Annotated in this window: 24 protein-coding genes; 15 read left to right on the top strand and 9 right to left on the bottom strand. The window is 68.4% G+C overall.

Annotation, left to right across the window (positions count from 1 at the left end; all coding sequences use genetic code 11):
- The 3 genes from ABD714_RS18325 to ABD714_RS18315 all read right to left on the bottom strand — a co-directional run.
- On the bottom strand, positions 1–835 hold an 835-nt coding region (locus tag ABD714_RS18325; protein ID WP_344813890.1), incomplete at its 3' end, for a methyltransferase domain-containing protein.
- A gap of 65 nt (positions 836–900) precedes the next feature.
- Positions 901–1353: a M15 family metallopeptidase gene (locus tag ABD714_RS18320; RefSeq protein ID WP_344813889.1), complete on the bottom strand. Its 453-nt coding sequence runs from the start codon at positions 1351–1353 to the stop codon at positions 901–903.
- A gap of 404 nt (positions 1354–1757) precedes the next feature.
- Positions 1758–2360, bottom strand: a complete 603-nt coding sequence (locus tag ABD714_RS18315) for a GNAT family N-acetyltransferase (protein WP_344813888.1) — start codon at positions 2358–2360, stop codon at positions 1758–1760.
- A 125-nt stretch (positions 2361–2485) separates the two neighbouring features.
- On the opposite strand from ABD714_RS18315, the gene ABD714_RS18310 reads away from it, so the two are divergent.
- A complete protein-coding gene (locus tag ABD714_RS18310) occupies positions 2486–2854 on the top strand; it encodes a BlaI/MecI/CopY family transcriptional regulator (protein WP_344813887.1) in 369 nt (122 codons plus the stop codon).
- A complete protein-coding gene (locus ABD714_RS18305) occupies positions 2851–3783 on the top strand; it encodes a M56 family metallopeptidase (RefSeq protein WP_344813886.1) in 933 nt (310 codons plus the stop codon). Before ABD714_RS18310 ends, ABD714_RS18305 begins: the two co-directional genes overlap by 4 nt.
- 614 nt (positions 3784–4397) lie before the next feature.
- Here the strand turns inward: ABD714_RS18305 and ABD714_RS18300 are convergent.
- Both ABD714_RS18300 and ABD714_RS18295 read right to left on the bottom strand, forming a co-directional pair.
- Entirely contained in the window at positions 4398–4721 is a 324-nt protein-coding gene (locus tag ABD714_RS18300; RefSeq protein WP_344813885.1) for a metal-sensitive transcriptional regulator, read from the bottom strand.
- Between the two features lie 96 nt (positions 4722–4817).
- Complete coding sequence (locus ABD714_RS18295; protein WP_344813884.1) at positions 4818–5066, bottom strand: SHOCT domain-containing protein; 249 nt, start codon at positions 5064–5066, stop codon at positions 4818–4820.
- A gap of 922 nt (positions 5067–5988) precedes the next feature.
- Here ABD714_RS18295 and ABD714_RS18290 point away from each other — a divergent pair.
- The 4 genes from ABD714_RS18290 to ABD714_RS18275 all read left to right on the top strand — a co-directional run bounded on the left by ABD714_RS18290 (position 5989) and on the right by ABD714_RS18275 (position 10886).
- A complete protein-coding gene (locus tag ABD714_RS18290; RefSeq protein ID WP_344813883.1) occupies positions 5989–7656 on the top strand; it encodes an ABC1 kinase family protein in 1668 nt (555 codons plus the stop codon).
- Between the two features lie 167 nt (positions 7657–7823).
- Positions 7824–9416 (top strand): multicopper oxidase family protein, encoded by a 1593-nt coding sequence (locus ABD714_RS18285; RefSeq protein ID WP_425562417.1) that lies wholly within the window; start codon positions 7824–7826, stop codon positions 9414–9416.
- Positions 9417–9553: 137 nt separating this feature from the next.
- Complete coding sequence (locus ABD714_RS18280) at positions 9554–9781, top strand: hypothetical protein (RefSeq protein ID WP_344813882.1); 228 nt, start codon at positions 9554–9556, stop codon at positions 9779–9781.
- 40 nt (positions 9782–9821) lie between these two features.
- Positions 9822–10886 (top strand): hypothetical protein, encoded by a 1065-nt coding sequence (locus tag ABD714_RS18275; protein WP_344813881.1) that lies wholly within the window; start codon positions 9822–9824, stop codon positions 10884–10886.
- Between the two features lie 2 nt (positions 10887–10888).
- Here ABD714_RS18275 and ABD714_RS18270 read toward each other — a convergent pair whose 3' ends face one another.
- The 3 genes from ABD714_RS18270 to ABD714_RS18260 are packed head-to-tail and all read right to left on the bottom strand — an operon-like array spanning position 10889 to position 12782.
- A complete protein-coding gene (locus ABD714_RS18270; protein ID WP_344813880.1) occupies positions 10889–11491 on the bottom strand; it encodes a TlpA family protein disulfide reductase in 603 nt (200 codons plus the stop codon).
- A complete protein-coding gene (locus ABD714_RS18265; protein WP_344813879.1) occupies positions 11488–11931 on the bottom strand; it encodes a DUF2752 domain-containing protein in 444 nt (147 codons plus the stop codon). Before ABD714_RS18265 ends, ABD714_RS18270 begins: the two co-directional genes overlap by 4 nt.
- The gene (locus ABD714_RS18260; RefSeq protein WP_344813878.1) at positions 11928–12782 is read right to left on the bottom strand and encodes a cytochrome c biogenesis CcdA family protein; all 855 of its coding nucleotides are present in this window, start codon (positions 12780–12782) and stop codon (positions 11928–11930) included. The genes ABD714_RS18265 and ABD714_RS18260 overlap by 4 nt, the downstream gene beginning before the upstream one ends.
- Before the next feature lie 136 nt (positions 12783–12918).
- Here ABD714_RS18260 and ABD714_RS18255 point away from each other — a divergent pair, with 136 nt between their 5' ends.
- The 5 genes from ABD714_RS18255 (at position 12919) to ABD714_RS18235 (ending at position 16271) form a co-directional block, all read left to right on the top strand.
- Positions 12919–13281 (top strand): BlaI/MecI/CopY family transcriptional regulator, encoded by a 363-nt coding sequence (locus tag ABD714_RS18255; protein WP_344813877.1) that lies wholly within the window; start codon positions 12919–12921, stop codon positions 13279–13281.
- Positions 13278–14222, top strand: a complete 945-nt coding sequence (locus ABD714_RS18250; RefSeq protein WP_344813876.1) for a M56 family metallopeptidase — start codon at positions 13278–13280, stop codon at positions 14220–14222. Before ABD714_RS18255 ends, ABD714_RS18250 begins: the two co-directional genes overlap by 4 nt.
- A 127-nt stretch (positions 14223–14349) precedes the next feature.
- Positions 14350–15159: a F510_1955 family glycosylhydrolase gene (locus ABD714_RS18245; RefSeq protein ID WP_344813875.1), complete on the top strand. Its 810-nt coding sequence runs from the start codon at positions 14350–14352 to the stop codon at positions 15157–15159.
- Between the two features lie 21 nt (positions 15160–15180).
- The gene (locus ABD714_RS18240; protein ID WP_344813874.1) at positions 15181–15786 is read left to right on the top strand and encodes a TlpA family protein disulfide reductase; all 606 of its coding nucleotides are present in this window, start codon (positions 15181–15183) and stop codon (positions 15784–15786) included.
- Positions 15787–16142: 356 nt separating this feature from the next.
- Positions 16143–16271: a hypothetical protein gene (locus tag ABD714_RS18235; protein ID WP_344813873.1), complete on the top strand. Its 129-nt coding sequence runs from the start codon at positions 16143–16145 to the stop codon at positions 16269–16271.
- 285 nt (positions 16272–16556) lie between these two features.
- On the opposite strand, the gene ABD714_RS18230 is transcribed toward ABD714_RS18235, so the two are convergent.
- Positions 16557–16760 carry a hypothetical protein gene (locus ABD714_RS18230; protein WP_344813872.1) on the bottom strand — a complete coding sequence of 68 codons (204 nt, stop codon included), beginning with the start codon at positions 16758–16760 and terminating at the stop codon, positions 16557–16559.
- Positions 16761–17097: 337 nt separating this feature from the next.
- Here ABD714_RS18230 and ABD714_RS18225 point away from each other — a divergent pair, with 337 nt between their 5' ends.
- The 4 genes from ABD714_RS18225 to ABD714_RS18210 all read left to right on the top strand — a co-directional run bounded on the left by ABD714_RS18225 (position 17098) and on the right by ABD714_RS18210 (position 25025).
- Complete coding sequence (locus ABD714_RS18225; protein WP_344813871.1) at positions 17098–19593, top strand: heavy metal translocating P-type ATPase; 2496 nt, start codon at positions 17098–17100, stop codon at positions 19591–19593.
- Between the two features lie 233 nt (positions 19594–19826).
- Positions 19827–23063 (top strand): glycosyl hydrolase family 65 domain-containing protein, encoded by a 3237-nt coding sequence (locus ABD714_RS18220; protein WP_344813870.1) that lies wholly within the window; start codon positions 19827–19829, stop codon positions 23061–23063.
- A complete protein-coding gene (locus tag ABD714_RS18215) occupies positions 23053–23313 on the top strand; it encodes a DUF2933 domain-containing protein (RefSeq protein ID WP_344813869.1) in 261 nt (86 codons plus the stop codon). Before ABD714_RS18220 ends, ABD714_RS18215 begins: the two co-directional genes overlap by 11 nt.
- 464 nt (positions 23314–23777) lie before the next feature.
- Positions 23778–25025 carry an MFS transporter gene (locus tag ABD714_RS18210; RefSeq protein ID WP_344813868.1) on the top strand — a complete coding sequence of 416 codons (1248 nt, stop codon included), beginning with the start codon at positions 23778–23780 and terminating at the stop codon, positions 25023–25025.
- Positions 25026–25158 lie beyond the last annotated feature (133 nt).

The raw sequence follows: 25158 nt of genomic DNA, 5'->3' as shown, positions 1-25158 counted from the left end.
CCATCACGTCAGCCACCTGGAACGACACATTCGTGACCTCGTTGAGGGCCGCGTTGAGGCGCCCGAACCGGACGCACCGGGGGAGGACGTCGGTACCGACCACCTCCTCCGCGCTGCGACTGGCGATGATGGCTCCGACTCCAGCGCCGCACCCCAGATCGAGGACCCGGTACAGCGTCTCGTGCCAGTCGGTGTCGCAGAGCAGGTCGGGGCCCGCGAAGGACAGGCGACCGAGGTAGCAGAAATCGGTGGTTCCTTGGTGATGCAGGCTGTCGGCGACGAACACGTCGCCTCGATGCGGCACGAGCAGGATCTGCGACCGGACGGTCGCATCGACTTCTGCTAGGGCTCCAATCGCGAGAAGGCGGTCGACCAGCGAGGCGGTCAGCAGTGTCTCGGCTCGCGCCCTAAGCATGGCCACGCCGGTGAAGAGCTCATGCAGCCCGACCGCTGCGGCGTGATGTGATGACATGACCGCCCGGTAGGCGCCGGCCACTCCCGAGGGCTGCAGCACGTTCGATCGGCCGCGCACGGCCCGCCAGGCGGTCAACGGATCCAGCAGAAGGTCCAGCGGCCCGCCGGCGATCGGCAGCGTCTCTGTCCGCCAATGATCGGCCCGAACGAGTATCCGACGGACCTCCCGGAGGACGTCCAGGGCCTCCGGGAGATCGGCGTCGTCGTGGAGGAAACGCCGCAGCGGACGGTCCCGCGCATGTTGTTGTGGTACCGAACCAGACCTGCCGACCACGAACCCTCCCTCGGTGGTGCCCTGGGCTTCATTGTCTACGTTACTAGGTAACGTAGAAGAACAACTCAGGGCGCTCTTCTGGGTCACTCTTTGGGGTCACTCATCTGGACGTCTCGTTCAGACAGCCGGGCCATCGCGGGGCGAACTTCGAGCTACTGGCGCTGGGACGGCTGGGCGGGCTGGTAGGGCTTGGAGGGGTAGCCGGTGTCGAAGTGCATGTAGTCGGGGACGTCGATGTTCTGCCAGATCCAGCCCTCGTTGTCGAACAGCCGCCACACGGGATCGTTCTTCAAGATCTTGCCGGGTCCTGGGGTGCGGGCGGCGTGCGTGCCGGTGGGTGACCAGCAGCGACAGCGTGGGTCCTTCCACGGGTTCTCGACGGGGTTGATGTCGATCGCGCGGCCGTTGGCATGCGGTGACTGCGCGAACGGGGCGTTGATCTGTCCTGCGCGACGACAGTTGTAGGCGGAGGTGTTGTCGGCCGTCAAGCTCTTGTACACGTCACCGCCGTAGGCCTCGACACCCTCCATCCGCCGGATCGCGAACCTCATCTGGAACAGGCGGGTGAAGATCCGGGCGGTGGAGGCGGCGGTATCGGACCGCACGATGAGGTGACCGCGCCCAACGTCGCCCCGGAAGTCGACGTAGGGCACGTCGATGCGGCGAAGCTGACTCCTTTGGGTCACCGGGCACTGGCCGCGGACCATGCCGGCCCTCTTCATCGCGGCCCATTGAGCTGGCGGCACCGGACCTATCACTGCCTCCGTCTGCAGCGGGGGCTCAGAGCGGCCGTCCCCGCCCGGTCCGGCCGATGGGGTGGGTGCGGGCGGGACCACTGATGGGGGAGACGGTGAGGCGTCGGTTGTCTGGATGCTCGGTGTCGGGCGGTCAGCACCGGCGGGTGAGGCCCGGGGATCGCTGCCCGCGGGGATGGTGCCGCATCCGCCGAGAACGAGGATGAGGCCGCAAGCGGCCAGCTTCGCCAGGGCGGGTGGTCTGAAGCGGATGCTCATGGGGCCGGCGCGGCGGTGGGGCGGTCGTAGAGACGGATGTACCGACCATCGAAGGTGCGGCTGCGGCTGCTCAGCACGAATCCACGGCGCAGGTAGATGGAGGCAGCTCGGGGTGCGTGATCGGCGGTGGCGACGCAGACCCGGTCGGCCCCGGCGGCCGCAGCGGCCGCCAGGAACTGGTCGATCATCATGACGCCCAGACCGCGGCCTTGACTGTCCGGATCGACGGCAACATGGGAGAGGACCGCGACGCGCTCAGCCGGCATCGGTGCGGGCGGGTGAAGCCGCAGGGACAATCGGCGGCGCACGATTCCCACCCCGAGGACTGGATGGCGAAGGAAGGCGCGGAGCGTTGCCAACCCCAGCGAGAAGCCGTGGAACTGCCACATCAACCGCCGATGCGCGGCGGTGTCGAGGACACCCACCAAGAACCCTGCTCGCACCCCGCTCACCTCGGTTACCGTGGCCACAGCGAAAGTGCTGTCCAGGAACGTCCGGTAGTAGCGGGTCAGCAGCCCAAGACCGAGTCGACCGATCACGTTGTCGGGAAAGTGAGACCGATGCTGAGCCACCACCCAGGCCAGGTCCGCCAGACCCATCCGCCGGACCGTGATGCTGTCCTCGATCCACGAGTCGGGCTTTCCCGTCACGACCATGCTTCTACGTTACTAGGTAATGTAGAAGATGCGTGGGAAGCACGTGGAGAGAGGCAGGGCAGAGCCGCATGAGAACGTTCGGCGAGCTGGAGGAACGCATCATGGTGGCGGTGTGGGCTCGCAGCACCCCGGTCACGGTGCGCGACATCGTCGATGACCTGGCCGCCACGAGACCGGCGGCGTACACCACCGTGATCACCGTCGTGGAGCGGCTGCGAGCGAAGGGCTGGCTCAGCCGGGAGAGGGACGGCAGGTCGTACCTGTACCACCCCACCCGGTCCCGGCACGAGTACGTCGCAGACTTGATGGGGTCGGTCCTGGACGAATCCGACGACCGGTCAGCAGCCCTGCTCAGCTTCGCCGGTCAGCTCGACCCGGACGACGCCGTGTCGTTGAGGCTGGCGTTGGACGCCCTCAACGATCACCCGCGGCGATGAGCGTCCTCATCGCCGCAGGACTGCTCGCATATGCCTTGGCGGTGGGTGTGCTTGCCGATCGGGCACTCACCGGCGGTCGGTGGGTATCGGCGCGGCCGCGTCTCGGGCTCCTGGTGTGGCACCTGACCGCGGCCGCTCTGGTGGCCGCGGTCACGGGTGCGGCCCTGCTCATCTCCCATGATGTCCTCGAGCAGACGCTGTTGCTGTTATTGACCGCCGACAAGAGCACCCTGCACCTGGCATATGCGGGTACGGCATCGGTTCCCTGGCTGGCGAACCTCGCGGTGCTGCTGCCGATGACGCTCGGCGCCGTCATCGCGGCCGCCTTTTCCACGTTGGCTGTACAAGGCCGCCGCGTCCGACGAGCCATGCGGCGAGCCGTCGAGACGACCGCGGGATCGGCTCGAGTGCAAGACGCCCACCTGGTGCCGGGCACGAGCGCTTCTGCCTTCTGCATCCCGGGCCGGCGCCCGCTGGTGGTGATCACCTCCCCGACCCTCGACGTACTCGGGTCACGAGAGATCGACGCCGTGCTCGATCACGAACGTGAACACCTGCGTCGGCGGCACGCGCTGCAGATCACCTGGGCCGAGGCTGTCACCAGCATCCTCGGGCGTGGCCGGCTGCTGCGCCGGTACGCCGCTGAGGTGCGACGGCTGGCCGAGCTCGCTGCTGACGACGCCGCGTCCGCCCGGCACGGCCGGCGGGTGGTCGCGACCGCCCTGCTGGCCATGAGCACTCCTGGGAGCAGCGCCACCGCGGGTGGCCTGGCGCTCGCCGAACGGCACACCGCCGAGCGAATCCGCCGGCTCCTCGCCTCCTCACCCAGCTCGAGACGCCGAGATGCGCTGGCCTTGGTGTGCGCCACGACGCTGACCGTGGTGCCGCTTCTCGGGGTGTTGCTGCCCGCGGCCGGGGTGTACTGGTAGACGCACAGATGTGCCGGGTGCTGCCGACGGTCAAACAGTGATGCGGACAGCCCTGCGAGTCCGCGATCGCCGTCTCGGCGTCGTATCGCCGCACGGGAGCCGCCCGACCAGAGGGATGGGGGATCGGGTCGAGCTTCGGTGCCGCGTCCCCCGGCCGGTTGAGGTCTCGCAGCGGTGGTGTGAGCTGCAGACACACGACCTGGGGCTCGTCGACGGGCGAGCAGGCCTACGGGTGGGTGCTGAACCAATCCTGAGGCGTGTGCCGTTCACCTGGGCGGGGTGGACCATGACGCCAGCCCCGGCTGCCTCGGCGCGCAGGGTGCGCGTGAGCTGTGCGGATGCGTATCTGAGCGAGGCCGCGGTCGGCAGCTTCGGCCGGTGCCTGCCCCGCACGGATCTGACTGGCAACGTGTGCGCTCTGCCGTCACGGCTTCCCGGCACTCAGCCACGCCACGAATTCGACGAGGGCGGCACCCAATGGATCGACGACAAGGGGTGCGTGCGGGCGGGCAGACCGTGACCGGACTGAGGATGCCACGCGAGTCACGTGGCTGGCTGCACCGGCCGCGAACGACCTCACCCCCGGCTTCTGTGCCCTGAGGGTCGCTCACCGGTCAGGACCGGATCAGCCGCGCGAGGGCTACCGACATCTCGTCCAGGTAGGGCTGCGGTGGGTCCCCCGCCTGGGTGGCTGGCTGCACGCGGTGCCGCAGGTGGTCGTCGGGCAGCTGGATCGACAGGGCTCGCAGGGCGTGGTCGACCGCGGACACCTGGATGAGGACCTCCACGCACGATCGGTCGTCTTGGACCAGACGCTGCAGTCCGCGCAGCTGCTCGATGCGACGCAGTCGCCGCCGGTGGCCCGCCTTGTCCGTGAGCCAGTCGGCGTGGACCCGTGTCACCGCGGACTCGGCGGACTCGGCGGACTCGGCGGACATAAGCGTTGCCTCCCTTTGCAGCCTGCCGGGTCCAGAAATGGTTTGCTGCGACGCCGGCCGTCGTCAGGATGCACCGATGTCGCGACGGCAGTGTCGCTAGCGCTCGGTGCTCTCGGTGAGGACCCGGAGCCGTTCGGTGTACTCCTCGGTCGTCAATTCGCCGCGGGCGTACCGCTGATTCAGCAGCTCGCGGGGCGCAGCCGCGGTGGGGTGCGGCGGGTGGTCTGGCCACCCGTCCGGCCGGGGGTTGCGCCTGCGGTGATCGGTGGCCGTGGCAATGACCAGGTAGCCGATGCCGGCGAGAATGAGCAGCCCCCACACCCAGAGCAGCCACATTCCTGCCATTCCGTAACCGTTGCCCATCATCGAAGTTCCCCTGTGTGGGGCGGTGCGTACGGTGGCGTGTTCATGCGGTCCTCCTACAAGTCGTACCTCTGGCATCGAGTCGATAGCGATGTCGGGTACCACTACTGTCGGTCGGTCGTGCTCGCGCCACCAGGGTCGAAGGTCCTAACCCCCCGGGGGTACCATCCCATAGATGGGCCAGGATCGCTGCGGGGGTGGCTTCTGGCCGCACTGGCAGCAACTGAATCCGGATCATTGTGGCTGGGTGTTGGACTGGCTGGCCGAACACAGATCCAAAGAGCTCCCGAAGACAATCGCCACGGTGGGGTGATCGACTTCTCTGCCCTCGACGCCTCGGGGATCCGAAGTGGCCCCCGGAGGCGGTGACCGCGATCGACACATGACCCCCGGTCGCTTTGACGCACCTCACGGTGACAGAGGTCGTCGACGCGACCGTCTTCGGCAGTGGTGTCCTGGCCCCTTGAAGCGTGGCCGCGCTCAACGTGATCCGGAGATGCGTACTCGACAAGCACAGCTCGACTCTGCCGGCGTCGAGAACTCCCCTCTGGACTCCCTGGACGAGTCACCAGCCCCACCGGAGCAGTCGACGAATAACGTCAGTCACGGATCGTGATCGTGTGTGATGCTGCAGGATCCTACGACCGTGCGGAACCGGTCTCATTGATCACCAACACGGTGGTGGGGTCCGGTGCAGGGAGCTAGCGGGCCGCCGCGATCCGGGCCAGGTGCGCGGTCGGCCACGAGACACCGTGCTCGGGCGGCAACGGGCACGAGCGCGGTACATCGACCCTGCCTCGCCCTCATCGCACACCGGGTTAGGGTTGCTCAGCGAGCGGGAGAGCTCTGGGTGGAACGCAGGCGCTTTCGCCGGCATCAGCTCGAACCTCAGGGGGGAGATCGGGTGACTGCGAGTCACTCCGACCGGTATCGGCAGATTGCCGACACCCTTCTGCGTCACGGTCTGGGCGTTCTCGTCGGGGCGGCCGGTCTGGATCGGTGGCTGCCGTTTCATCACGGTCTGCTCGGTCACGTCCGGCGGGACCGGCCGTATTCGAACCCTGAGCATCTGCGGCTCGCGCTCGAACAGTTGGGGCCGACTTTTGTCAAGCTCGGCCAGGTGCTGTCCACGCGCCCGGACCTGTTGCCGGAGCCGTATCGCGTCGAGCTGGCTCGCTTGCAGGACTCGGCGCCTTCGGTTCCCGGGTCGGTGGTTCAGGAGCTGATCGAGAAGGAACTCGGCCTGTCGCCGGCGGAGGCGTTTGCGTTCTTCGATCCGGAGGCGCTGGCCAGCGCCTCGATCGGGCAAGCGCATGCTGCCCGGATGCTCGACGGGACCGACGTGGTGGTCAAGGTGCGACGTCCTGGTGCCCGCGAGCAGATCGAGGTGGATCTCGAGATCCTGCAGAACCTGGCCGTCTATGCGGGCCGGCACTGGAAGGCAGCCGCTGCCTACGACGTGGAAGGTGTCGCCGACGAATTCGCCCGCAGTTTGCGAGCCGAGTTGGATTACCTCCGGGAGGGCCACAACGCCGACCGGTTCGCCGAGAACTTCGCTGCGGACCCCTCCGTTCACATACCGGGGGTCGTGTGGGCGACGACCACGTCGCGCGTGCTCACCCTGGAGCGAATCCGCGGGATCAAGGTCGATGACCTGAACGGACTGGACGGCGCGGGAATTGATCGGCGCGCCCTTGCCGTGCGCGCTACCCGGGCCATTGCCAAGATGATCTTCGAAGACCGGCTCTTCCATGCCGATCCCCATCCGGGAAACCTGCTGATCGAACACGGTGGAACGATCGGTTTGATCGACTTCGGCATGGTGGGGGAGGTGGACGAGAGTCTCCGCAACGGGTTGGCCGACCTGCTCCTTGCGCTCACCCGCGGTAGCGCCCAGAAGGCGGCGGGTGCCCTGGCCGACCTGTCGGTCGGGCACGCAGCGGTCGACCGAGCGGCCCTGAGCGCCGACCTCGTTCCCGTGGTGGACCTGTACCGGAACCGCCCGCTAGCAGAGGTTCCGCTCGGGAAATTGATCTCTGAACTGTTCGCTGTCGTCGGTCGCCACCACCTGCAGCTGCCGCATGAGCTCGTGGTGATCTTCAGGATGGTCGTGATGGCCGAAGGGATGGGGGTCCTGCTCGACCCGCAGTTCCGGCTGGCTGAGGTGCTTGCCCCCTATGCGCAGAAGGCGGTCGTCGACCGGTTCTCGGTGGGCGCGATGGCCCAGAGTTTCGCGCAGAGCGGGGTCGACGCCGCCGCCTTCCTCTCTGAGCTTCCTGACCTCTTCCACCGACTCCAAGCCGCTATCGATACAGGACCCGAGTTGCACCTTCGGGCACAAGAGCTCGAGCCGTTGGTGGAGCGACTGGAGTCGGTCGGGCGCCACCTCGTGGCGGCGACTCTGGCCGCGGCGCTCATTCGAGGGGTAGGTGACGTGGTCACGGCCGACCCTCAGCGCATGCGACCCTGGCGGGCGCCGCTACTGAGCGCCGGACTGGTCTCCGTCGGCGCGCTCGGCGGCTATCTCGCAGCAACCATGCGGCGTCGACCTCGCAACGCCGGACCAAGCTGAGCGGGCCCGTCTCCTGGGTGTCCCTCACATCGCCGCAACAGTCAACCGCCACGAACACAGCCTCTCGGCACGGCTCGAGTCCGGAGAGCCCGCCGACGGAGGCCCGCAGGAACGACGCGGTTCATCGCGCCACCGGAGCCCTCTCTACTAAGTTGTATAGTAGAACCGTGAGCACTGAGGACGCGGCACCGGCTCGTGTCCCGGCAGCACCGTTCTCGGACACCAGGGGGCCTCGGGGAGGTCGTCTGAGCCGCCGCGCCGTGCTGGGTCTGGCCGGGACGGGCGCTGTGGTGGCCGTGGGTGCGGGGCTGGGCATCCGCCGGGTGCTCGCCGGCGAGCCGGTCGGACCCGCTGATCCGGCGGTCGCGGCCGCCGAGGCCCGCCGCCCCAGCAGTGGACGCACAATCGACCGGGTGCTGCGGGCGCGACCGACCACGGTCGACCTCGGCGGTCGGGAGGTGGCGACCTGGACCTACGACGGCCTGCTGCCGGCCGAGCCGCTGCGCGCCTCGGTCGGCGACCTCATGCGGGTGCGGCTGGTGAACGACCTGCCGCAGCCGACCACCATCCACTGGCACGGACTGGCCCTGCGCAACGACATGGACGGAGTGCCCGACCTCACCATGCCCGCCGTGGCACCGGGGGCCCGCTTCGACTACGCCTTCACCGTCGCGCATCCGGGAACCTACTGGTTCCATCCGCACGTCGGTCCCCAGCTTGACACCGGTTTGTACGCGCCATTGATCGTGGACGATCCCGCCGAGCCGGGCCGCTACGACGACGAGGCCGTCCTGGTCTTTGACGACTGGACCGACGGCTGGGGCGACTCCCCGGACGTGATCTTGGCTCGGGCCCGCCGCGACGGCATGGGGTCGATGGGCATGGGCGACATGGGTGACATGAACGGCGGCGGCATGGGTTCTGGGGGCATGGGGATGCCAACGGCCGCCGACCCGCTCGGCTCCGACACCGGTGATGTGCGTTATCCGGCGCATCTGGTCAACGGCCGGCTCCCGGCCGCCCCGCACGTCATCACCGCCCGACCCGGTCAGCGGCTGCGGCTCCGCCTGATCAACGCCGGCGCCGACACCGCCTACCGGTTCGCCGTCGGCGGTCACCGGTTGAGCGTGACCCACACCGACGGCTTCCCGGTGGAGCCGGTCACGGTGGACACGCTGATCATCGGGATGGGGGAGCGTTACGACGTGGTCGTCACCACCGGTGACGGGGTGTTCCCGGTGGTCGCGGTGCCCGAGGGCAAGCCTGACCCGGCGGCGTTCGCACTGCTGCGCACCGCTAGCAGCGCGCGCCCCCCAGCCGACATTCGGCCTCCGGAACTGACCCGGCAGCGACTGGAGTATCCGATGCTGCAGGCGACGCCGGCGGCCGCAGTGACGGCGCGGACGCCGGATCGCGAGCTCGCGGTGACGTTAAGCATGGCCGACGGGGGCCGGCGGTGGTTGATCAACGGCAAGGCCTACGGCCAGCACGATCCGCTACCGGTGCGCAGCGGCGAGCGGGTGCGGCTGGTCATCGACAACAGGTCGATGATGTTCCATCCCCTGCATCTGCACGGCCACACCTTTTCGGTCGCCGGCACAAGCGGTCGCGGGTTCCGCAAGGACACCATCAACGTGTTGCCGATGCAGCGGGTGAGCGTGGACTTCGACGCCGACAATCCGGGGCAGTGGCTCAGCCATTGCCACAACATCTACCACGGCGAGCTGGGCATGATGACCGTGCTCTCCTACCGCTCCTGACCCCGAGACGACGCCGGAGGCGTGATGGCCGAGAACCGAGGACCGCGGCGGCGTCGGCGCGGACGGCGGCGACCAGTCCGCCGCACCGAGCGCGCCACGTCGGCCCGGCAGCGGGAGATCGACCGCCAGCTGCGGGTGTGGACGCGCGCCGGGTCCTGGGCTGGACGGTGGCCGGGATCGCTGTCCTGGTGGCGGTGGTGCACTGGGTCGCCCATCTCGGCTATCGCGTGCTGCCCCTGTCGCTGGGCTGGCAGGACCTGCTCCTCGGGTACCCGGTCGCCGCGTTGCTGGGGGTGGCAGCTGCGCTGATCTTGGGGTCGGGTGCCGCCTTTTCACGTGCCGGGCCGCGACGGTCCCGGCCATGAACCCTTGGTATTCATTACCCCTGGGGGGTATCATCCGGTGATGGGTGACGTGACGACGACGGCTCGCGATGACATGGTCGCGGCGCTGCTCGGTGTGGCGATGGTCGCCGGGGTCTACCTCGACGGCTGGGCGCATCTGCATCTCGCGACCGTGGACTCATTTTTCACGCCGTGGCACGCCCTGCTGTACGGAGCGTTCGCCCTGGCGGCGGCCTGGTCGGTGGCGCTGGTGCTGCTGCGTGGACGGCAGGGAACGCCGTGGCGGTCTCGGATTCCTAGCGGCTACGGCTGGGGGCTGGTCGGAGTGGCCGTGTTCGCCATCGGCGGCCTGCTCGACCTGGCCTGGCATCTCGCCTTCGGGGTGGAGACCGGCCTGGACGCCCTGGTCAGTCCCACCCACCTGCTGCTGCTCGTCGGGGGCATCTTGCTCCTCGCCAGTCCGGTCCGCTCGGCGGTGGTGGCCGGTGGCCCGGGTCACGGCGCCGCCGTCGTGGCTCTGGCCGCTGCGGCTGCGCTGGCCGGATTCTTCCTGAGCTACGTGTCGGCGTTCGTCGAACCCGGCGCCCGGGCCTCGTTCGTGCCGGTGCCGGAGGGGGCGCCCGGGCATCGGGCCGCGGAGCTGGAGGCCGCCGTGGGCCTGGGCGGCTATCTGATCTCGACCACGCTGATCACCGCGCCGGTCTTGTTCCTGCGGCGTCGGGGTCTGCTGCGCCGCGGAGCCATCGTCGCCATCGTGGCTGCCGTGGCCCTCGGCGGCGTCGTCTTGACCCAGGGCGCCTACGTCCTCGCCGCGCTCGGGGCGATCGCCGGAGCGGTGGTGGTGGAGACGGTGCGCCCCCGGCTGGGGTCGGCCGCCCTCGCCGCCGCCATGCCGGCATTGGTGTGGAGCGGGCAGCTCGTCGGTCTGGCCGCTCAAGGTGACCTGCGGTGGCCGCCCAGTCTCGCTGTCGGCGCCGTCGTGCTGGCCGGCCTGTGGGGGTGGGCGCTGGGGTGGCTGACCCGACCCGGTCTGCCGGCGTTGGCGCGGGTGGCCGAGCCGCCGCCCGCGCCCGCGCCACGCGTCGCCCTGCGCCTGGTCGAGCCGGGAACACCGCCGCAGCGTTAGGTCTACCGTCCGGCGGCGACGTCGTCGATCATCTGGGTCAGCGTGCCGCGCGTGATCGCTCCGACGATCCGCACCGCGATACGGCCCTGCCGGTCGATGATCAAGGTGGACGGGATGCCGTTGGGCGGCAGCTCGCTGTACTTGACCAGCTGGGTACCGCGGGGGTCGTAGATCTGCGGGTAGGTCACCCCGAAGGCACGGACGAACGCCGCCGCCGGTGCGGGATCGTAGTCGCGGATGTCGAGACCGATGAGCTGCGCCACATCCCGGCGGGACCGGCTGACCGCCTCCAGCTCGGGCGCCTCCTTGCGGCACGGTGCGCACCACGATCCCCACACGTTCACGACCACGACCTTGCCCGGGTAGTCGCCGCTGGAGACGATCCGGGACGGGTCGGCGAGCGAGGGCCCGGCAGCGATCGGCGCCGGCCGGCGCTGATCGGGAGGAATCCGGGTCAGCGACGCCCCGCCGATGTAGCCGGTCTGGGACCGGGTGCGGGTGTTCTCGTCGCCGGCCGTCTGGGTGGTGCACCCGGACAACGCCAACGCCACCACGATGGCCGCGGCGACGACGGTCCGCCCGGTCCGATGGCCGCGGGCCGTCATCGCGCCATCAGCAGCGGAGCGATCAGCTGCTGCCGCACCTCCAAGGCGGCCGCCGCGACCACGATGGTGGCCACGAGGGTGCGTCGCCGGGCCGGGGACCAGCGCATCGTGAGGTTCACCCATCGGCGGGTCAGCAGACCAGCGGCGGCGCGGGCGACCGCGACGGAGGCTGCCAGCACCGCCACCAGGCCGAGCGGGTTGTAGCGCCAGGCCTGCCCGCCTTGGCCCCGGAGGGTGTAGTAGGCGGCTCGGGTGCCGCCGCAGAACGGATCCATGAGGCCCAGGTGGTGCAGCGGTCCGTGCAGGTCGACCGGCGGCAGGCCGAGGAAGGCCATCAGCACCCCGGCGAAGAGCCCGACGGTGGCGAGGATGGTGATCGGACGATGCCGATCGGTGGGCTCGACTGCCCAGCTCAGCCAGGCCGTGCGCGTCGTGGTCACAGCGGCACCACCCAGTTCGCTACCAGCGTCTGAATCCATGAGGTCACCCAGCGCCACAGCCCGGACACCTGCACGATGCCCAGGACGATCAGCAGGCTGCCGCCGAACCGCATGATGGCCTGGGCGTGGCGCCGGGCCCAGCCGAACGTTCGCGTCATCCGCTGCCACGACAGCGCGGCGAGGATGAACGGGCCGCCGAGTCCGAGGGCGTAGGCCACCGACAAGAACGCCCCGCGTCCTGCGGTGGCGCTGGTGGTCGACAAGGTCAGCACGGCGGCGAGGGTGGGGCCGATGCACGGAGTCCAGCCCAGGCCGAAGACGGCGCCGACCACCGGCGCGCCGAGCAGGCCGGTCCTGGGCCGGTAGTCCAGCCGCAGCGTGGCCGAGGCCAGTGGCAGCCGGGACAGGACACCGGTGAACATCAGCCCCAACAGGATCGTCACCACCCCCAGAACCCGAACCACCATGTCTTGATAGGCGAGCAGCCAGGCCCCCAGCGAACCGAACAGCATCCCGTACGAGGCGAACACGGTGGTGAAGCCGGCCACGAACAAGACCGCACTGGCCACCGTCCGCCCCCGCACCGGCACCGTGACAGCTGTGGTGGCCACAGCCTGATGTCCCCCTGTTGACCCCGCCGAGGAGCCCGCCACAGCCTCCCTCCGCGGCCCCGCCGGCGGCTCGCCGGTGAGCTCGGCACCGGAGACGCCGGCCACGTAGGACAGGTAGCCGGGCACCAACGGCAGGCAGCAGGGGGAGAAGAACGACACCGCCCCGGCCACGGCCGCCACCGCCCCTGCTACCAGCAGCGGCCCCGACATGATCAGCTCCCCGGTGGACAGTGGCAGCATGGATGCCGAGTCCTCCTCACCTGCGGGGGCGGGCGCCTCCCACTCCTCTACTATGCAGCATAGGAGACAGGGTGAACGACAATGCCGACGGTCCCGCGGCGAGCGGGACAAGACCGGCGGCGAGGGGAGCGGTGCGATGCGACGTCTGGGTCAGCTCGAGGCGGCGGTGATGGCCCACTTATGGGATGCCGACACGTGGGTGTCGGTACGCGAGGTGGTCGAGGATCTGCGGAGCGGGCGGACGATCGCCTACACCACGGTCCTCACGGTGTTGGACAACCTCCACGCCAAGGGCTTCGTGGACCGGATCAAGGACGGACGCGCGTTCCGCTACTCAGCGCGTGCCTCCAGGGAGGCCCACGCCGCCGCCTTGATGGAGGAGGCGTTGGCCGACACCCCCGACCGGGCCGCGGCCCTCCTGCATTTCGTCGAGCACATTCCCGCCGAGGACCTGGACCGGCTGCGGGCGGCTCTCGACGCCGCGGAGCGCCGGACGTGATCATTCCCGCCGTCCTGCTGGGTTACGCCGTGCTCACCGGCACCGTCGGAGGCCGCTGGCTGCAGGCCATGCGGTGGCCGGACCGCTCCCCACTGGTGGGCATCTTGGCGTGGCAGGCGCTGTCGGCCTCCACGGTGGCCGCCGCCGTGCTCGCCGGGATGACTTTGACCGTGCCCGTGCTGCCGTTCGGGGATCAGGCCGCGCACCTGCTGCACGCCTGCTGGCTCGCCATCCAGCAGCGGTACAGCACCGCCGGCGGTGCGGCGGCGGCGACCGTGGGAATGCTCGCCGCGGCGGCGGTCATCGCCCGCCTGGGACTCGCTCTGCTCCACACGTGGCGGCAGGTGCATCGCTGCCGCAGCCGCCAACATCAACAGATCGCGCTCCTGGCCGCCCCTGCCGCGTCCTCCCTGGTGGCGGTGCCGGACGCCCGGTCGCTGGTGTACTGCCTTCCCGGCCGACGCGGTCTGGTCGTCTACACCACTGCCGCCCAGGGGCTGCTCGATCCTGCCCAGCTGCAGGCGGTTCTGGCCCATGAGCGGGCGCACCTGGGCGAGCGGCACGATCTGCCGCTGCTCGGCGCCGCGGCGTTGCGGGCGGCCTTCCCGTTCGTCCCCGCCTTCCGGCGGGCCGAAGCCCAGATCTGCCAGCTCGTCGAGATGCGGGCCGACGATGTCGCGGCCGCGCAGCATCCGCGGAGGGTTCTCGCCGAGGCGTTGGTGTTGCTGGCCGGCGCCCAGGTGCCGACGTCGGCCCTGGGTGCCGGAGGGGCCAGCGCGGTGCGGCGGTGCGAGCGTCTCTTGGGGCCCCGCCACCCGCTGGGCCGCCGTGGCATCCCGGTAGCGGTCGCGGGCCTGGCCTTGACGGTGCTGCCGCTGCTGGTCGCCGCGCTGCCGGCCACGATGGCGGTGGTCCTCGACTACTGCCCGCCCGGCATTTGAGGCCGATCCACGCTCAGCACCGCCACCTCGACTACTATGACCTATAGTATTTCAGGTGGGTGGAGAAGACGTGCTGGGGTCCGCCGTGGTACCTGTCCGCCGAGGCTCACGGTGGAGGGGAATTGCGGTGCTGGTCGCGGCCGCCGTGGTCTTGGTCAGTGCCCTGCTGTGGCGGCAGACCGTCCCGTCCTCCGCGCCGGCGCCGGTCCGTCACGTTCACGGGCTGGGGGTCAACCCCGCCGACGACGCCTTGTACGCAGCCACCCACCAGGGTCTGTACCGGCTCGACGACGACGGACCCGCCCGACTGGTGTCCACGCGCACACCTGACTTGATGGGCTTCACCGTGGTGGGGCCCGACCGGTTCCTGGCCAGCGGGCATCCCGACGGCCGTGGGGATGAACCGTGGTCGCTGGGGTTGGTCGAATCCGGCGACGCTGGCGCTACCTGGCAGCCCCGGTCGCTGGACGGCGAAGTCGACTTTCACGGCATCGACGCCACGGGGGCGACCGTGTACGGCGTTGACGCTGTCTCGGGCTCCCTGTTGGTGACCACTGATCTGCGGCGATGGCGGCAGCGGCCCGGCACTGTGATGGAGGACCTGGCGGTCAGCCCTACCGACCCGGACAGCCTGCTGGTCGCCACCGCGCAGGGACTGCGTCGCTCCACTGACGCGGGTCTGACCTGGACCGAGCAAGCCGGTCCTTCGCTGATGCTGATCGACTGGTCCACCGCCCAGACCGTGACTGGTGTCGGACCCGACGGCTCGGTGCATCTCAGCCTGGACGCCGGACGGACCTGGCAGCAGCGCGCCACCCTGCCCGGGGCGCCGCAGGCTCTGCACGCCAACTCCACCGCGCGACTGTACGTGGCCACCGACGCCGGCGTGCACGCCTCGCTCGACGGCGGCTGGTCGTTCACCACCGTCGAGCTCTGAGCGCTGCCCATGGTGCCTGATATGCGTGTGCTGCTCGGCCGGCTAGCCGTCCTGCCCGTTCTGCTGGCCACTCTGAGCGGCTGTCTGAGTTCACCGCCACCGCCCGCCGTGCCAGGCGTGGACACCCGCGGGCAGCCGTCCCTGCCGGTGACGGTCCCGAACCTCACCGGCTGCGGCGTCATCGCGCAGTCCGACCCTCCCGCGACACCGACGAAGGCCGAAGACGCGCTGCCCGAGCTGAGCCTGCCGTGTCTGACCGCAGGCCCGCCGGTGGACTTGGCACGCCTCAGCGGACGACCGACGGTGGTCAACCTGTGGGCCACCTGGTGCACACCATGTCGAGAGGAGATGCCGGCCCTGCAGGCTGCCCACGTCCGGTATTCCGACGTCCAGTTTCTTGGCGTCAACACCAAGGACCGAGCCGACTGGGCCCAGGAGTTCCTGCCACTGGTCAATGTCCGCTATCCGCAGGTGGTCGACGCCGATGGGCGACTGCTCGCGACCCTGCGCTCACCCGGGCTGCCCGTGACCGTGGTCCTCGACCGCGACGGACGCGTCGCGGGGCGCCAGATCGGCAAGGTCAGCGCTGCGCGCCTCGACCAGCTCATCGCGTCAGCGCGAGGCTGAACCATGCTTCCCTTCCAGCGACCACGAACCGGCGCCGTCGAAGGCGTACCGCCAACGACGGCGACCGTCGTGCGGGGCACCACTGGCCACCGGGCCCAGCGACCCCGCGTCCTGACTCCAGGCGGAGGTCAGTCTGCCAGGCGAGCGTCGACGACAGGTTCAGCTGATGCCGGTCCGCGAACTGGCATCGACCACGGCGCCGCCTCAACGGCCGCCGGGCTGACGGCCTGGTCTGCCGCTGCTCCTCACCGCCGGAACCGGCGCGTCCGCCGCTGCCGCTGTGCGCAGGACGACCGCAGCCTACGACTCCGCCTGTGCAGAACGGAATGATGAGACCGGCACGTGAGAATGATCCCGTGGAGCCGGATGAGCCGCGCCACGACCCTCAGCCGGGCCGGTGGATCTTTACGGTCCTGGTCGTGGTCGCTTTCGTTCTGCTGGCTGCGTTGCTGATCTTGATGATCGGTAAGTGGGCGCATGTGTGACCGGGTGCCTCTGAAAACTCGGCATCTCCGAGGGGTCAGGATCGGCTCGTCCGTGGGGGCGGCGGCACCGAGCGGCGAGGCGCAAGGAGATCGCCGACGACTGTGAACCGATCTCACGCTGCGGGGAACGGGCCACGCCGAGGCTACCGGGCCGGGTCGAAGAGACGGTGACCGAAGCCCGACCCGGTCGGACACGGCGGTGCCGGGGGCGGGAGGCGGCGGCGCCGATGCTGCCGCGCCGGGTGAGCACCACCGGGCTGCGGCCGGCGCCGGCGCTCGGCTTCGTCATCGCGGCGTTGTGCAGTGATCGGGCTGGGAGGGCTGGTCCGCTCGCCAGCAGGCCACGTGACGCGAAGCCACGCGGTCGACCATGCGGGTGGGGTGCAGATTGCGCTGGTCGTCCTTCAGCACGGGCATGACGGCCGGCCGGGGATCTTGCCGGCGGGTGCCGTGGGCGAAGCCGATGATGGCCTGGGTCTCGCTGCCCATCGGACCTAATGGGCGCCGGTCTTGCCGGATGCGTGGCTGACCCAGGCGACGTCGCACCCCGTCGGCGGTGCATACATCCGGGAGGGCTACTATGCAAAATAGTAGATCGTCGGTGTTGTGCAACCCAGACAGTTGACGCTCCACCGGCGCGACCATGAGGTCCAAGTCTTCCAGGTACGGAACTTTCCGTCGATGATGCCTTCGACCATGACATCGGCATCGTGAAGCGTGCCGTCGCTGTGTCCCACCCTACAGAGAATGGCTCGCAGAAGTGATGAAGTTCCGATGAGGGTGGCCCAGTTACTAGTGTGCCAATGATTGGCGAAGGGCGATGCAGATGAGCGCACACATCCAGACCGAGGTCATGGAAGTGCAGGGTGTCAACTGGGCTTCGTCCAAGGCCGTCGCGGAATCGGTCCTGTCGCGACGTGCCGGGGTGTTGAACGTGGAAGCAAACCCGGTTGCGCAGACGGCCAGCGTCGCCTTTGACCCTCGACAAATCTCCATCGCCGACCTGACCACATGGGTACGAGATTGCGGCTACCACTGCGCAGGCCGGTCGGTGCCCCAACACATCTGCGATCCGATGCAGGACCTCGACGCGACCACCTCGTCGTCAACCCACGGCTCCGACAACGGTGACGCCGCAGCTCGCTCTGCGGACCACGAGGGGACGGGGCATGGCGCCATGGACGCCATGACCGACGGGGTCGCGGATCCGCATGGCGGTCATGGCGGTAAGGGTGAGCCGGCGGTGAGGTCGGCGAAGGAAGCGATGGGCCACGGCAGCAGCCACGGCGGCAGTTCGATGGCGTCCATGGTTCGTGACATGCGGAACAGGTTCGTCGTCGCAGCGGTGTTGTCGGTGGCGATCACCTTGTGGTCACCGATCGGCCGGGAGGTGATCGGCTTCTCGGTGCCTGCACCTTTCGGTTTGCGCGACGACGTCTTCGCGCTGATCCTGTCCCTACCGGTGATCTTCTACTCGGGCTGGATCTTCTTTGATGGGGCGTTCCGGGCGTTGCGGGCCCGAACCTTGGACATGATGGTGCTGGTTGCGGTGGGTGTGGGGGCCGGCTGGTTGTATAGCCTGATCGTGACCCTCACCGGCGGCGGTGACGTGTTCTACGAGGCGGCCACCGTGTTGGCCAGCTTTGTGCTGCTAGGTCACTGGATTGAGATGCGGGCGCGAGGCGGAGCGAACGATGCGGTCCGGACGTTGCTCGAGCTGGCGCCGGCGAAGGCGCTGGTGATCAGGGACGGTCAAACCGTCGAGGTGTCCACCTCGGAGGTGCTGGTCGGGGATCTGATGCAGGTCCGGCCCGGAGCCAAGGTCCCCACGGACGGCACCGTCGAGGACGGTGAGTCCGACATCGACGAGTCGATGGTCACCGGTGAAAGTCTCCCGGTGAGCAAGAGTGTCGGGTCGCCGGTGATCGGTGCCACGGTCAACACCACCGGCACGTTGCGGGTGCGCGCCACCAAGGTCGGCGCGGACAGCGCTTTGGCTCAGATTGTGGCGCTGGTGCAGGCAGCGCAGAACTCCAAGGCGCCAGGACAGCGGCTGGCCGACCGGGCGGCGTTCTGGCTGGTGCTGGTGGCCTTGATCGGCGGCAGCGCCACCTTCGCCGTCTGGATGATCACCGGGGCCAGCGTGCAGACAGCGCTCCTGTTCGCCATCACGGTCGTGGTGATCACCTGCCCGGACGCGCTCGGGCTGGCGACGCCGACCGCGATCATGGTGGGCACCGGTCTCGGCGCCAAGCGCGGCATCCTGTTCAAGAATGCCACCGCCTTGGAAGCCTCGGCCCGGATCAACGTGGTGGTGATGGACAAGACCGGAACCTTGACCAAGGGCGAACCTGAAGTCACTGATCTCATCGCCACCGGGATCGACCGCGGCCACCTTCTCGCCCTCGTCGCCGCCGTGGAAAGAGAGTCCGAACATCCCCTGGCCGGAGCGGTCGTCAACTATGCGGACAGTCAGGGTGCCGCCGTCTTGAAGGCCGATGAGTTCAACAATGTGCCCGGACACGGTGCCGGAGCCGTCGTAGACGGCCGCCGGGTGTTCGTCGGGAACCGGAAGCTGATGACGGCCCAGGGCGTTGACATCGCCGCAGTGGCCGAGCAGCGCGAACAGCTCGCCTCCACCGGCCGAACGGCGGTGTTGGTCGCTGTCGACGGTCAAGTTGCTGGGGTAATAGCGCTGGCCGACGCGGTGCGCGACACGGCGGCGGCGGCGATCACAGCCCTGCATGAAGCGGGGATCGAAGTGGCCATGATGACCGGTGACAATGAGGCCACGGCGAGACGCATCGCCGCCTTGTTGCACATCGACACCGTCATCGCTGAGGTGCTGCCGCAGGACAAGGCCGCGAAGGTGTCCGAGCTGCAGGCGGCCGGTAAGCGGGTCGCCATGGTCGGCGACGGCGTCAACGACGCCCCAGCCTTGGCGCAGGCGGACCTGGGCATCGCGATCGGGGCCGGTACCGATGTTGCCATCGAAACTGCCGATGTGGTGTTGATGCGCTCGGACCCGTTGGACGTTCCGGTCGCCCTCCGTATCGGCAAAGGAACCCTACGGAAGATGCGACAAAACCTCGGTTGGGCTATCGGCTACAACGTGGTCGCGTTGCCGATCGCCGCCGGCGTCTTCGAACCAAGTTTGGGGCTGTCGCTCAGCCCCGAGATTGCTGCCATCTCCATGTCCGGCTCGAGCGTCATCGTGGCCGTCAACGCGCTGCTGCTGAAACGGCTGCGGCTGCCCCAGGCTTCGGAGGCCGAGGCGACGAAGACCCGGGCCGCAGACCTTGCCGCCGAACCCACCCGTTAGCTGACACGTCGAATTTCCCCCCGTGCGCCTCACCTCGGAAAGAAGCGGACCACCCATGACTGTTTCCCTCGACCCGCGCCTAGCGGAGAAGCAAAAGGACAACGTGATCGACCACCGACGGCTTGTCCGCAGCCACCGTCAGGACCTGCCAGAGATCAGGAACTGTCAGTGGGCCGTCGCCCCCGGACCGGGCCTCCACCGACCGGTCCAGCCCGTCCGCGAACCGGTCTGAGATGGTCTCTGGTCCCGACCTTGGACACCGGGGGCCGCCCGACCCGGCCCGTCATCGGCCGTCGTCTCCCTATGACGCGGTCCTGTTCGCCCTGGACGGTGTGGTCATCGACACGGCTGCCCTGCATGCGGCGGCATGGAAGGAACTGTGCGACGCCGCCCTGCTCGACCCGCGACTGGGCGCCACCCACGAGCGACAGGTGGCGTTCGACACCGACGGCCGTTTTGTGGACGGCCCAAGCCGGGAGGACGGCGTAGCCGCATTCCTGACCTCACGCGGCATCACGGTTCCTCTCGGTGCAGCAGACGACCCTCCGCAGGCGTGGACGGCCTTCGGCTTGGCTGCACGGAAAGACCAACTGTTCCTGTCCCACCTATCACGGCAGGAACCGCGAACCTACGCCGGGACGATGGCGTTGCTGGGTCGGCTCCGGGCGGGACGAATCCCGATCGCCTTGGTGACCGCCAGCCGGCACGCGGACGCGGTGCTGGCCGCCGCAGGGCTGGCCGGCATGTTCGACGTGATCGTGGACGGTCAGCTGGCCGTGACGTTGAACCTGCCCGTGACACCAGATCCGGCCCTGTTCGTGGAGGCAGCGCGCCGGCTCGGCGTCTCGCCCGCGCGGACCGCGGTGGTCGAAGCCGAGCCGGCCGGGGTGACCGCCGCCCATCGGGGGGGTTTCGGGCTAGTGGTGGGGATCGACCGTGCCGACCGTCGGAACGAGTTGGAGTCCGTCGGCGCGGATGTCGTCCTCGGCGACGTGGGAGAGCTTGACCTGGGCGTCGCCAGCACCGACCCCTGGCTGCTGGTGTATGCCGGTTTCGACCCGGCCCATGAGGGTCACCGGGAGGTTCTCACCGCGCTCGGCAACGGCTACATGGTGACCCGTGGCGCGTTGCCGGAACGGAGCAGTGACGGAGTTCACTATCCCGGAACCTACCTGGCCGGGATCTACAACCGGCTGGTCGGCACGATCCACGGCCGTCGGATCGAGGAGGAGCAGCTGGTCAACGTCCCCAACTGGCTACCGGTCGACGTCGGCATGGGTGAGGGTGGTTGGTGGTCTAGAGGGAAGTTGACCTCCCACAGTGAGCGCCGCGAGTTGGATCTGCGCCGCGGGCTGCTACAGCGCCGAGCGGTTCTGACCGGAGCTGACGGGCAGCGGCTGGACGTGCAACAGCGGCGTGTCGTGTCCATGCACAGTCCGCATCTGGCCGCGCTCGAGACCACGTTGACACCGCGCGGTTGGAGCGGGGTCATTCGTGTCAAGGTCGGCGTCGACGCCGCCGTGACCAACACCAACGTGCCTGCCCAAGCCAGCAGCGGAAGACATCTGGTCCAGGTGAGGTTTCGCCAATCTGACGCCTGCACGGTTGTCTGTGAGGTGCAGACCCGCCAAAGCGGGATTCGCGTTGCCACGGCGGTCCGGACCGTCCTCGGGGGCGGCCTGGACGTCACCGCCGGTGAGCCGATGATCGACGGCGGCCGGTACATGCAGCAGTTCGATGTGCACGTGGAGGATGGGCAGCCGGTGACGGTGACCAAGACTGTCGCCGTCGTCACCTCCCGCGATGTCGCTGTCAGCGGACCGCGGTCTGGCGCTTTGGCGGAGTTGGCACGCAGCCCAGAAGGGGTGAGCGGGCTGCTGAGTGCGCACCAGGCGGCCTGGGAACGGTTGTGGGACAGTTTCGCCGTCAGAATTGACGCCGACCGGCACAGCCAGCTGGTGCTGAACCTGCATGTCTTCCACTTGCTGCAGACCGTCTCCGAGCACACGGCGGCGCTGGATGCTGGAGTGCCCGCCCGCGGCCTGCACGGGGAAGGCTACCGGGGGCACGTGTTCTGGGATGAGCTGTTCGTGCTGCCGGTCGTCGGGTTGCGGCTGCCGTCCGTCAGCGAAGCGCTGCTGGAGTACCGGTGGCGGCGCCTCGACGCGGCCCGCGACGCGGCCCGGGCCGGTGGTCTGCACGGTGCGCTGTTTCCGTGGCAGAGCGGCAGCGACGGCCGAGAGGAAACCCCGCACCAGCTGTACAACGTCCGCTCGGGCCGGTGGATGCCGGACAACTCACTTCACCAACGCCACGTCGGCTTGGCCGTTGCTTACAACGCCTGGCGACACTTCCAGACCACCGGGGATCTGACCTGGCTGGCCGCGCGCGGCGCGGAGCTGATCATCGAAGTGACCAGGATGTTCGCTTCCTTGGCCACATTCGACCCGTCCGACGATCGGTTCCACATCGCCGGGGTGATGGGTCCCGACGAGTACCACGACGGCTACCCGGGCACGCCGGGACGCGGCGTCCGCGACAATGCCTACACCAACGTGTTGACCTCCTGGGTGTGTGAGCGTGCCGCCGACAGTCTCGAGGCGTTGCAGGGCCACCCCGCCGACGACCTCACCAATCGGGTGCAGGTGACACGGGACGAGGTGTTGCTCTGGCGACATCTAAGCTGCAGGGTTGCCGTCCCCTTCCACGAAGACGGCATTCTCAGCCAGTTCGATGGCTACGAAGACTTGGCGGAGCTCGACTGGAAGCACTATCGCGCGACGTACAACAACATCGGCCGGCTGGACCTCATCCTGGAAGCCGAGAACGACACGACGAACCGGTACAAGTTGGCCAAGCAGGCCGACGCGCTCATGCTGATCCATCTCCTCGGCCCGGAGGTCCTGCTCGCCCAGCTCAGCCGGCTCGGCTACCCCATGACGGCCGCGGACCTGGGAAGGACGGTTGAGTACTATCTGGCTCGCACCGCGCACGGGTCCACGCTCAGCCGGGTGGTCCACGCCTCCGTCCTTGCCCGCACCGACTTGGCGCGGGCCTGGACCGTGTTTCGTGAGGCTCTGATGGCCGACCTCGACGACACGCAGGGTGGCACCACCCGCGAGGGCATCCACTTAGGCGCCATGGCCGGCACGGCAGACCTCGTCGTCCGGTCGTTCGCCGGTCTGCAGATCGCAGATGACGGGCTCACCTTCACTCCGCGCCTGCCCCCGCGGCTTCGCAGCGTGGGTTTCCGCGTTGTCTATCGAGGGCACCGCATCGACGTGTCGGTGACCGCCGAGACACTGCACCTGCAGCTCCAGCCCTGTCGCGCCGACCCGGTGCGGATCAGAGTCCACGGCACCGTGATGGACGTCGGCGGCGGACAGTCGGCCGACTTCTCGCTGCACCCCCAAGACTCACCAACCACCGAGATCATGAACGAACCACTGGGAGACAACCATGAACCATGACGGGCAGCCACCCACCGGCCCGGGCGCCGTCACCGCAGACAACAAGCGGGTGAAATGGTTCGGCGCGATCGTCTTGGCGTTGGCCGCCCTGGGCCTGGTCCTGTACCTGGTCACCGACCATGGGCCGCACCTGCTGGCCGCGCTTCCCTATGCCGGCATCATCGTCGTGATGACCGCGCATCTTTTCCTGCACCGAGGTCACAGCCACGGCGGCCACCAGAGCACGGACCACCGCCACGGAAAAACCTGATCGTCGAAAGCCTCACCAAGCCGACGGCATCCTCAACGGCCATTCTCTCCAACACCAGATCGAGCTCGTCGTGCGGAGCATTTCAGTATGCCAAAGTGCTGGTCGTGAATTCGTTCCTCGTCGCGGAAGAGTGTCATGCATGACCCGCGCCGATAATGACACGTTGACGCATTTCACGGTTCCGCTCGATCAAAAAGACGACAACAGAATTCGCCTAACAACTTGGTCGGGCCAACATGGTCGGGCCGACCAAACAAAAGGCAAGGCTAGGAGCCCAAGGATATGCGGCGTCATCTCCACGACTCTGAGCGGGGGGTGAACGCGCCGCTGCTCCTCCGGTCCGAGATGCAGGTCGGCGCCGGTGCAAACGGGACCGGCAGGGCGTCGTCGGCTGACACTCGGACGCGGGAGCAGCCTTTTGCCGATGCCATGGTGCTCAGTCCTAGGGTCCCGTGCCACCCGCGATGAGGAAGCACCTCGCCGTCCTCCTCGTCTGCATGTTCGTGGTGATGATCGGTTTCGGCATCACATTGCCGGTGCTTCCGTTCTACGTAGAGCGGCTCGCCCTTCAAGAAGGCGCCTCGCCGCGGGCGGTGGTGTTGCACGTGGCGTTCCTGACGGGGGTCTATTCGCTGATGCAACTCATCTTCGCGCCGCTGTGGGGACGCTGGTCGGACCGCATCGGCCGCAGACCGCTGATCCTGCTCGGTATTGCCGGCTACGTGGTCGCGCAGGTGATGTTCGGGGTGTCGACCTCGCTTTGGCTGCTCTATGTGGCGCGGGTCGGGGGAGGTATTCTCTCGTCGGCGACCTTGCCGGTATCGGCCGCCTATGTGGCGGACATGACGACGGCGCGGCAGCGCAGCCGGGGGATGGCGTGGCTCGGCACCGCGGCAAGCCTCGGGGTGGTGGTAGGACCTGCCGTGGGGGGTCTGCTGGCTACGCGCGACTGGCACCTCAGATGGAGCACAGAGCATCTCAAGGTAGACAGTTTCTCGATCCCCTTCTTCGCAGCAGCCTTGTTGGGGCTTCTCACGATGCTTGCCGCCCTCCGGTGGCTACCGGAATCCCTTCACGACCGGCCGACAAACCCCATCCAGGCCGGGCCAAGTCGTCAGCAGAGTCCCGACTGGCCTGTCTTGCTGCGAAGCTTGGCACCGCTTCTCCTCTTGACACTGGCTGCACAGTTCGCGCTCACAATGTTCGAAGGAACGGTCGCCCTCTTCGCTCAGGCCAAATTTGCCTTCGGTCCAACCGGGGTGGCCTACGTTTTTGTCCTATGCGGTCTCGTCATGGCCGTCTTCCAGATAGGTGTGGTGGGTGTCCTCGCCGACAAGGTCAGCGAGATGAAACAGATCGGCGTTGGCTTCGCCATGCTGGGAGCCGGCATCGCCTTGCTTGCCATTGCGAATACCCCGCCCCTGGTCTTCGCGTTCGTGGGGTTGCTCTCCCTGGGCATGGCTTTCATCGCACCTAACGTCTCGGCCCTGGTCTCCAAGCGTGGGGGAGAGCAGCAGGCAGGCGCGTCGCTCGGCCTGCAAAACGCGGCCAACAGCCTCGGACAGTCTATGGGCCCACTCCTGGGCGGCCTCCTCCTGCTCTGGCAGCTGAACGCACCGTACCTGTTGACCGGCGGCCTACTCATCGCAATCGCCGCTGTGATTGCTGGCAAGGGTCTCGCTGCCCGTCGCACGCGCCGCGATGGTTGTTGAAAAATCGGCATCAAATTGAACATAGCGATTCGTGGTGACCAAATCCCTCTTCTTTGTGGTCCCAGCAAATAGGCTCTTCAGAATCGAGGGTGTAGTCGAGATCTGAATCCGCCGGCTTCGAGTAGGCATCTGG

It is taken from the genome of Microlunatus aurantiacus (assembly GCF_039536605.1).
GTDB lineage: Bacteria > Actinomycetota > Actinomycetes > Propionibacteriales > Propionibacteriaceae > Microlunatus > Microlunatus aurantiacus.
The sequence above is the reverse complement of the archived record's forward strand: the minus strand, read 5'-3'. Positions and strand labels throughout refer to the sequence as shown.

Coding starts and splice junctions, on each gene's coding strand:
- ABD714_RS18215 (WP_344813869.1), top strand. CDS start 23,053: ATGAACCATGACGGGCAGCCACCCACCGGCCCGGGCGCCGTCACCGCA.
- ABD714_RS18305 (WP_344813886.1), top strand. CDS start 2,851: ATGAGCGTCCTCATCGCCGCAGGACTGCTCGCATATGCCTTGGCGGTG.
- ABD714_RS18210 (WP_344813868.1), top strand. CDS start 23,778: ATGAGGAAGCACCTCGCCGTCCTCCTCGTCTGCATGTTCGTGGTGATG.
- ABD714_RS18310 (WP_344813887.1), top strand. CDS start 2,486: ATGAGAACGTTCGGCGAGCTGGAGGAACGCATCATGGTGGCGGTGTGG.
- ABD714_RS18300 (WP_344813885.1), bottom strand. CDS start 4,721: ATGTCCGCCGAGTCCGCCGAGTCCGCCGAGTCCGCGGTGACACGGGTC.
- ABD714_RS18295 (WP_344813884.1), bottom strand. CDS start 5,066: ATGGCAGGAATGTGGCTGCTCTGGGTGTGGGGGCTGCTCATTCTCGCC.
- ABD714_RS18230 (WP_344813872.1), bottom strand. CDS start 16,760: ATGGGCAGCGAGACCCAGGCCATCATCGGCTTCGCCCACGGCACCCGC.
- ABD714_RS18270 (WP_344813880.1), bottom strand. CDS start 11,491: ATGACGGCCCGCGGCCATCGGACCGGGCGGACCGTCGTCGCCGCGGCC.
- ABD714_RS18225 (WP_344813871.1), top strand. CDS start 17,098: ATGAGCGCACACATCCAGACCGAGGTCATGGAAGTGCAGGGTGTCAAC.
- ABD714_RS18260 (WP_344813878.1), bottom strand. CDS start 12,782: ATGCTGCCACTGTCCACCGGGGAGCTGATCATGTCGGGGCCGCTGCTG.
- ABD714_RS18240 (WP_344813874.1), top strand. CDS start 15,181: ATGCGTGTGCTGCTCGGCCGGCTAGCCGTCCTGCCCGTTCTGCTGGCC.
- ABD714_RS18315 (WP_344813888.1), bottom strand. CDS start 2,360: ATGGGTCTGGCGGACCTGGCCTGGGTGGTGGCTCAGCATCGGTCTCAC.
- ABD714_RS18220 (WP_344813870.1), top strand. CDS start 19,827: ATGGTCTCTGGTCCCGACCTTGGACACCGGGGGCCGCCCGACCCGGCC.
- ABD714_RS18275 (WP_344813881.1), top strand. CDS start 9,822: ATGGGTGACGTGACGACGACGGCTCGCGATGACATGGTCGCGGCGCTG.
- ABD714_RS18255 (WP_344813877.1), top strand. CDS start 12,919: ATGCGACGTCTGGGTCAGCTCGAGGCGGCGGTGATGGCCCACTTATGG.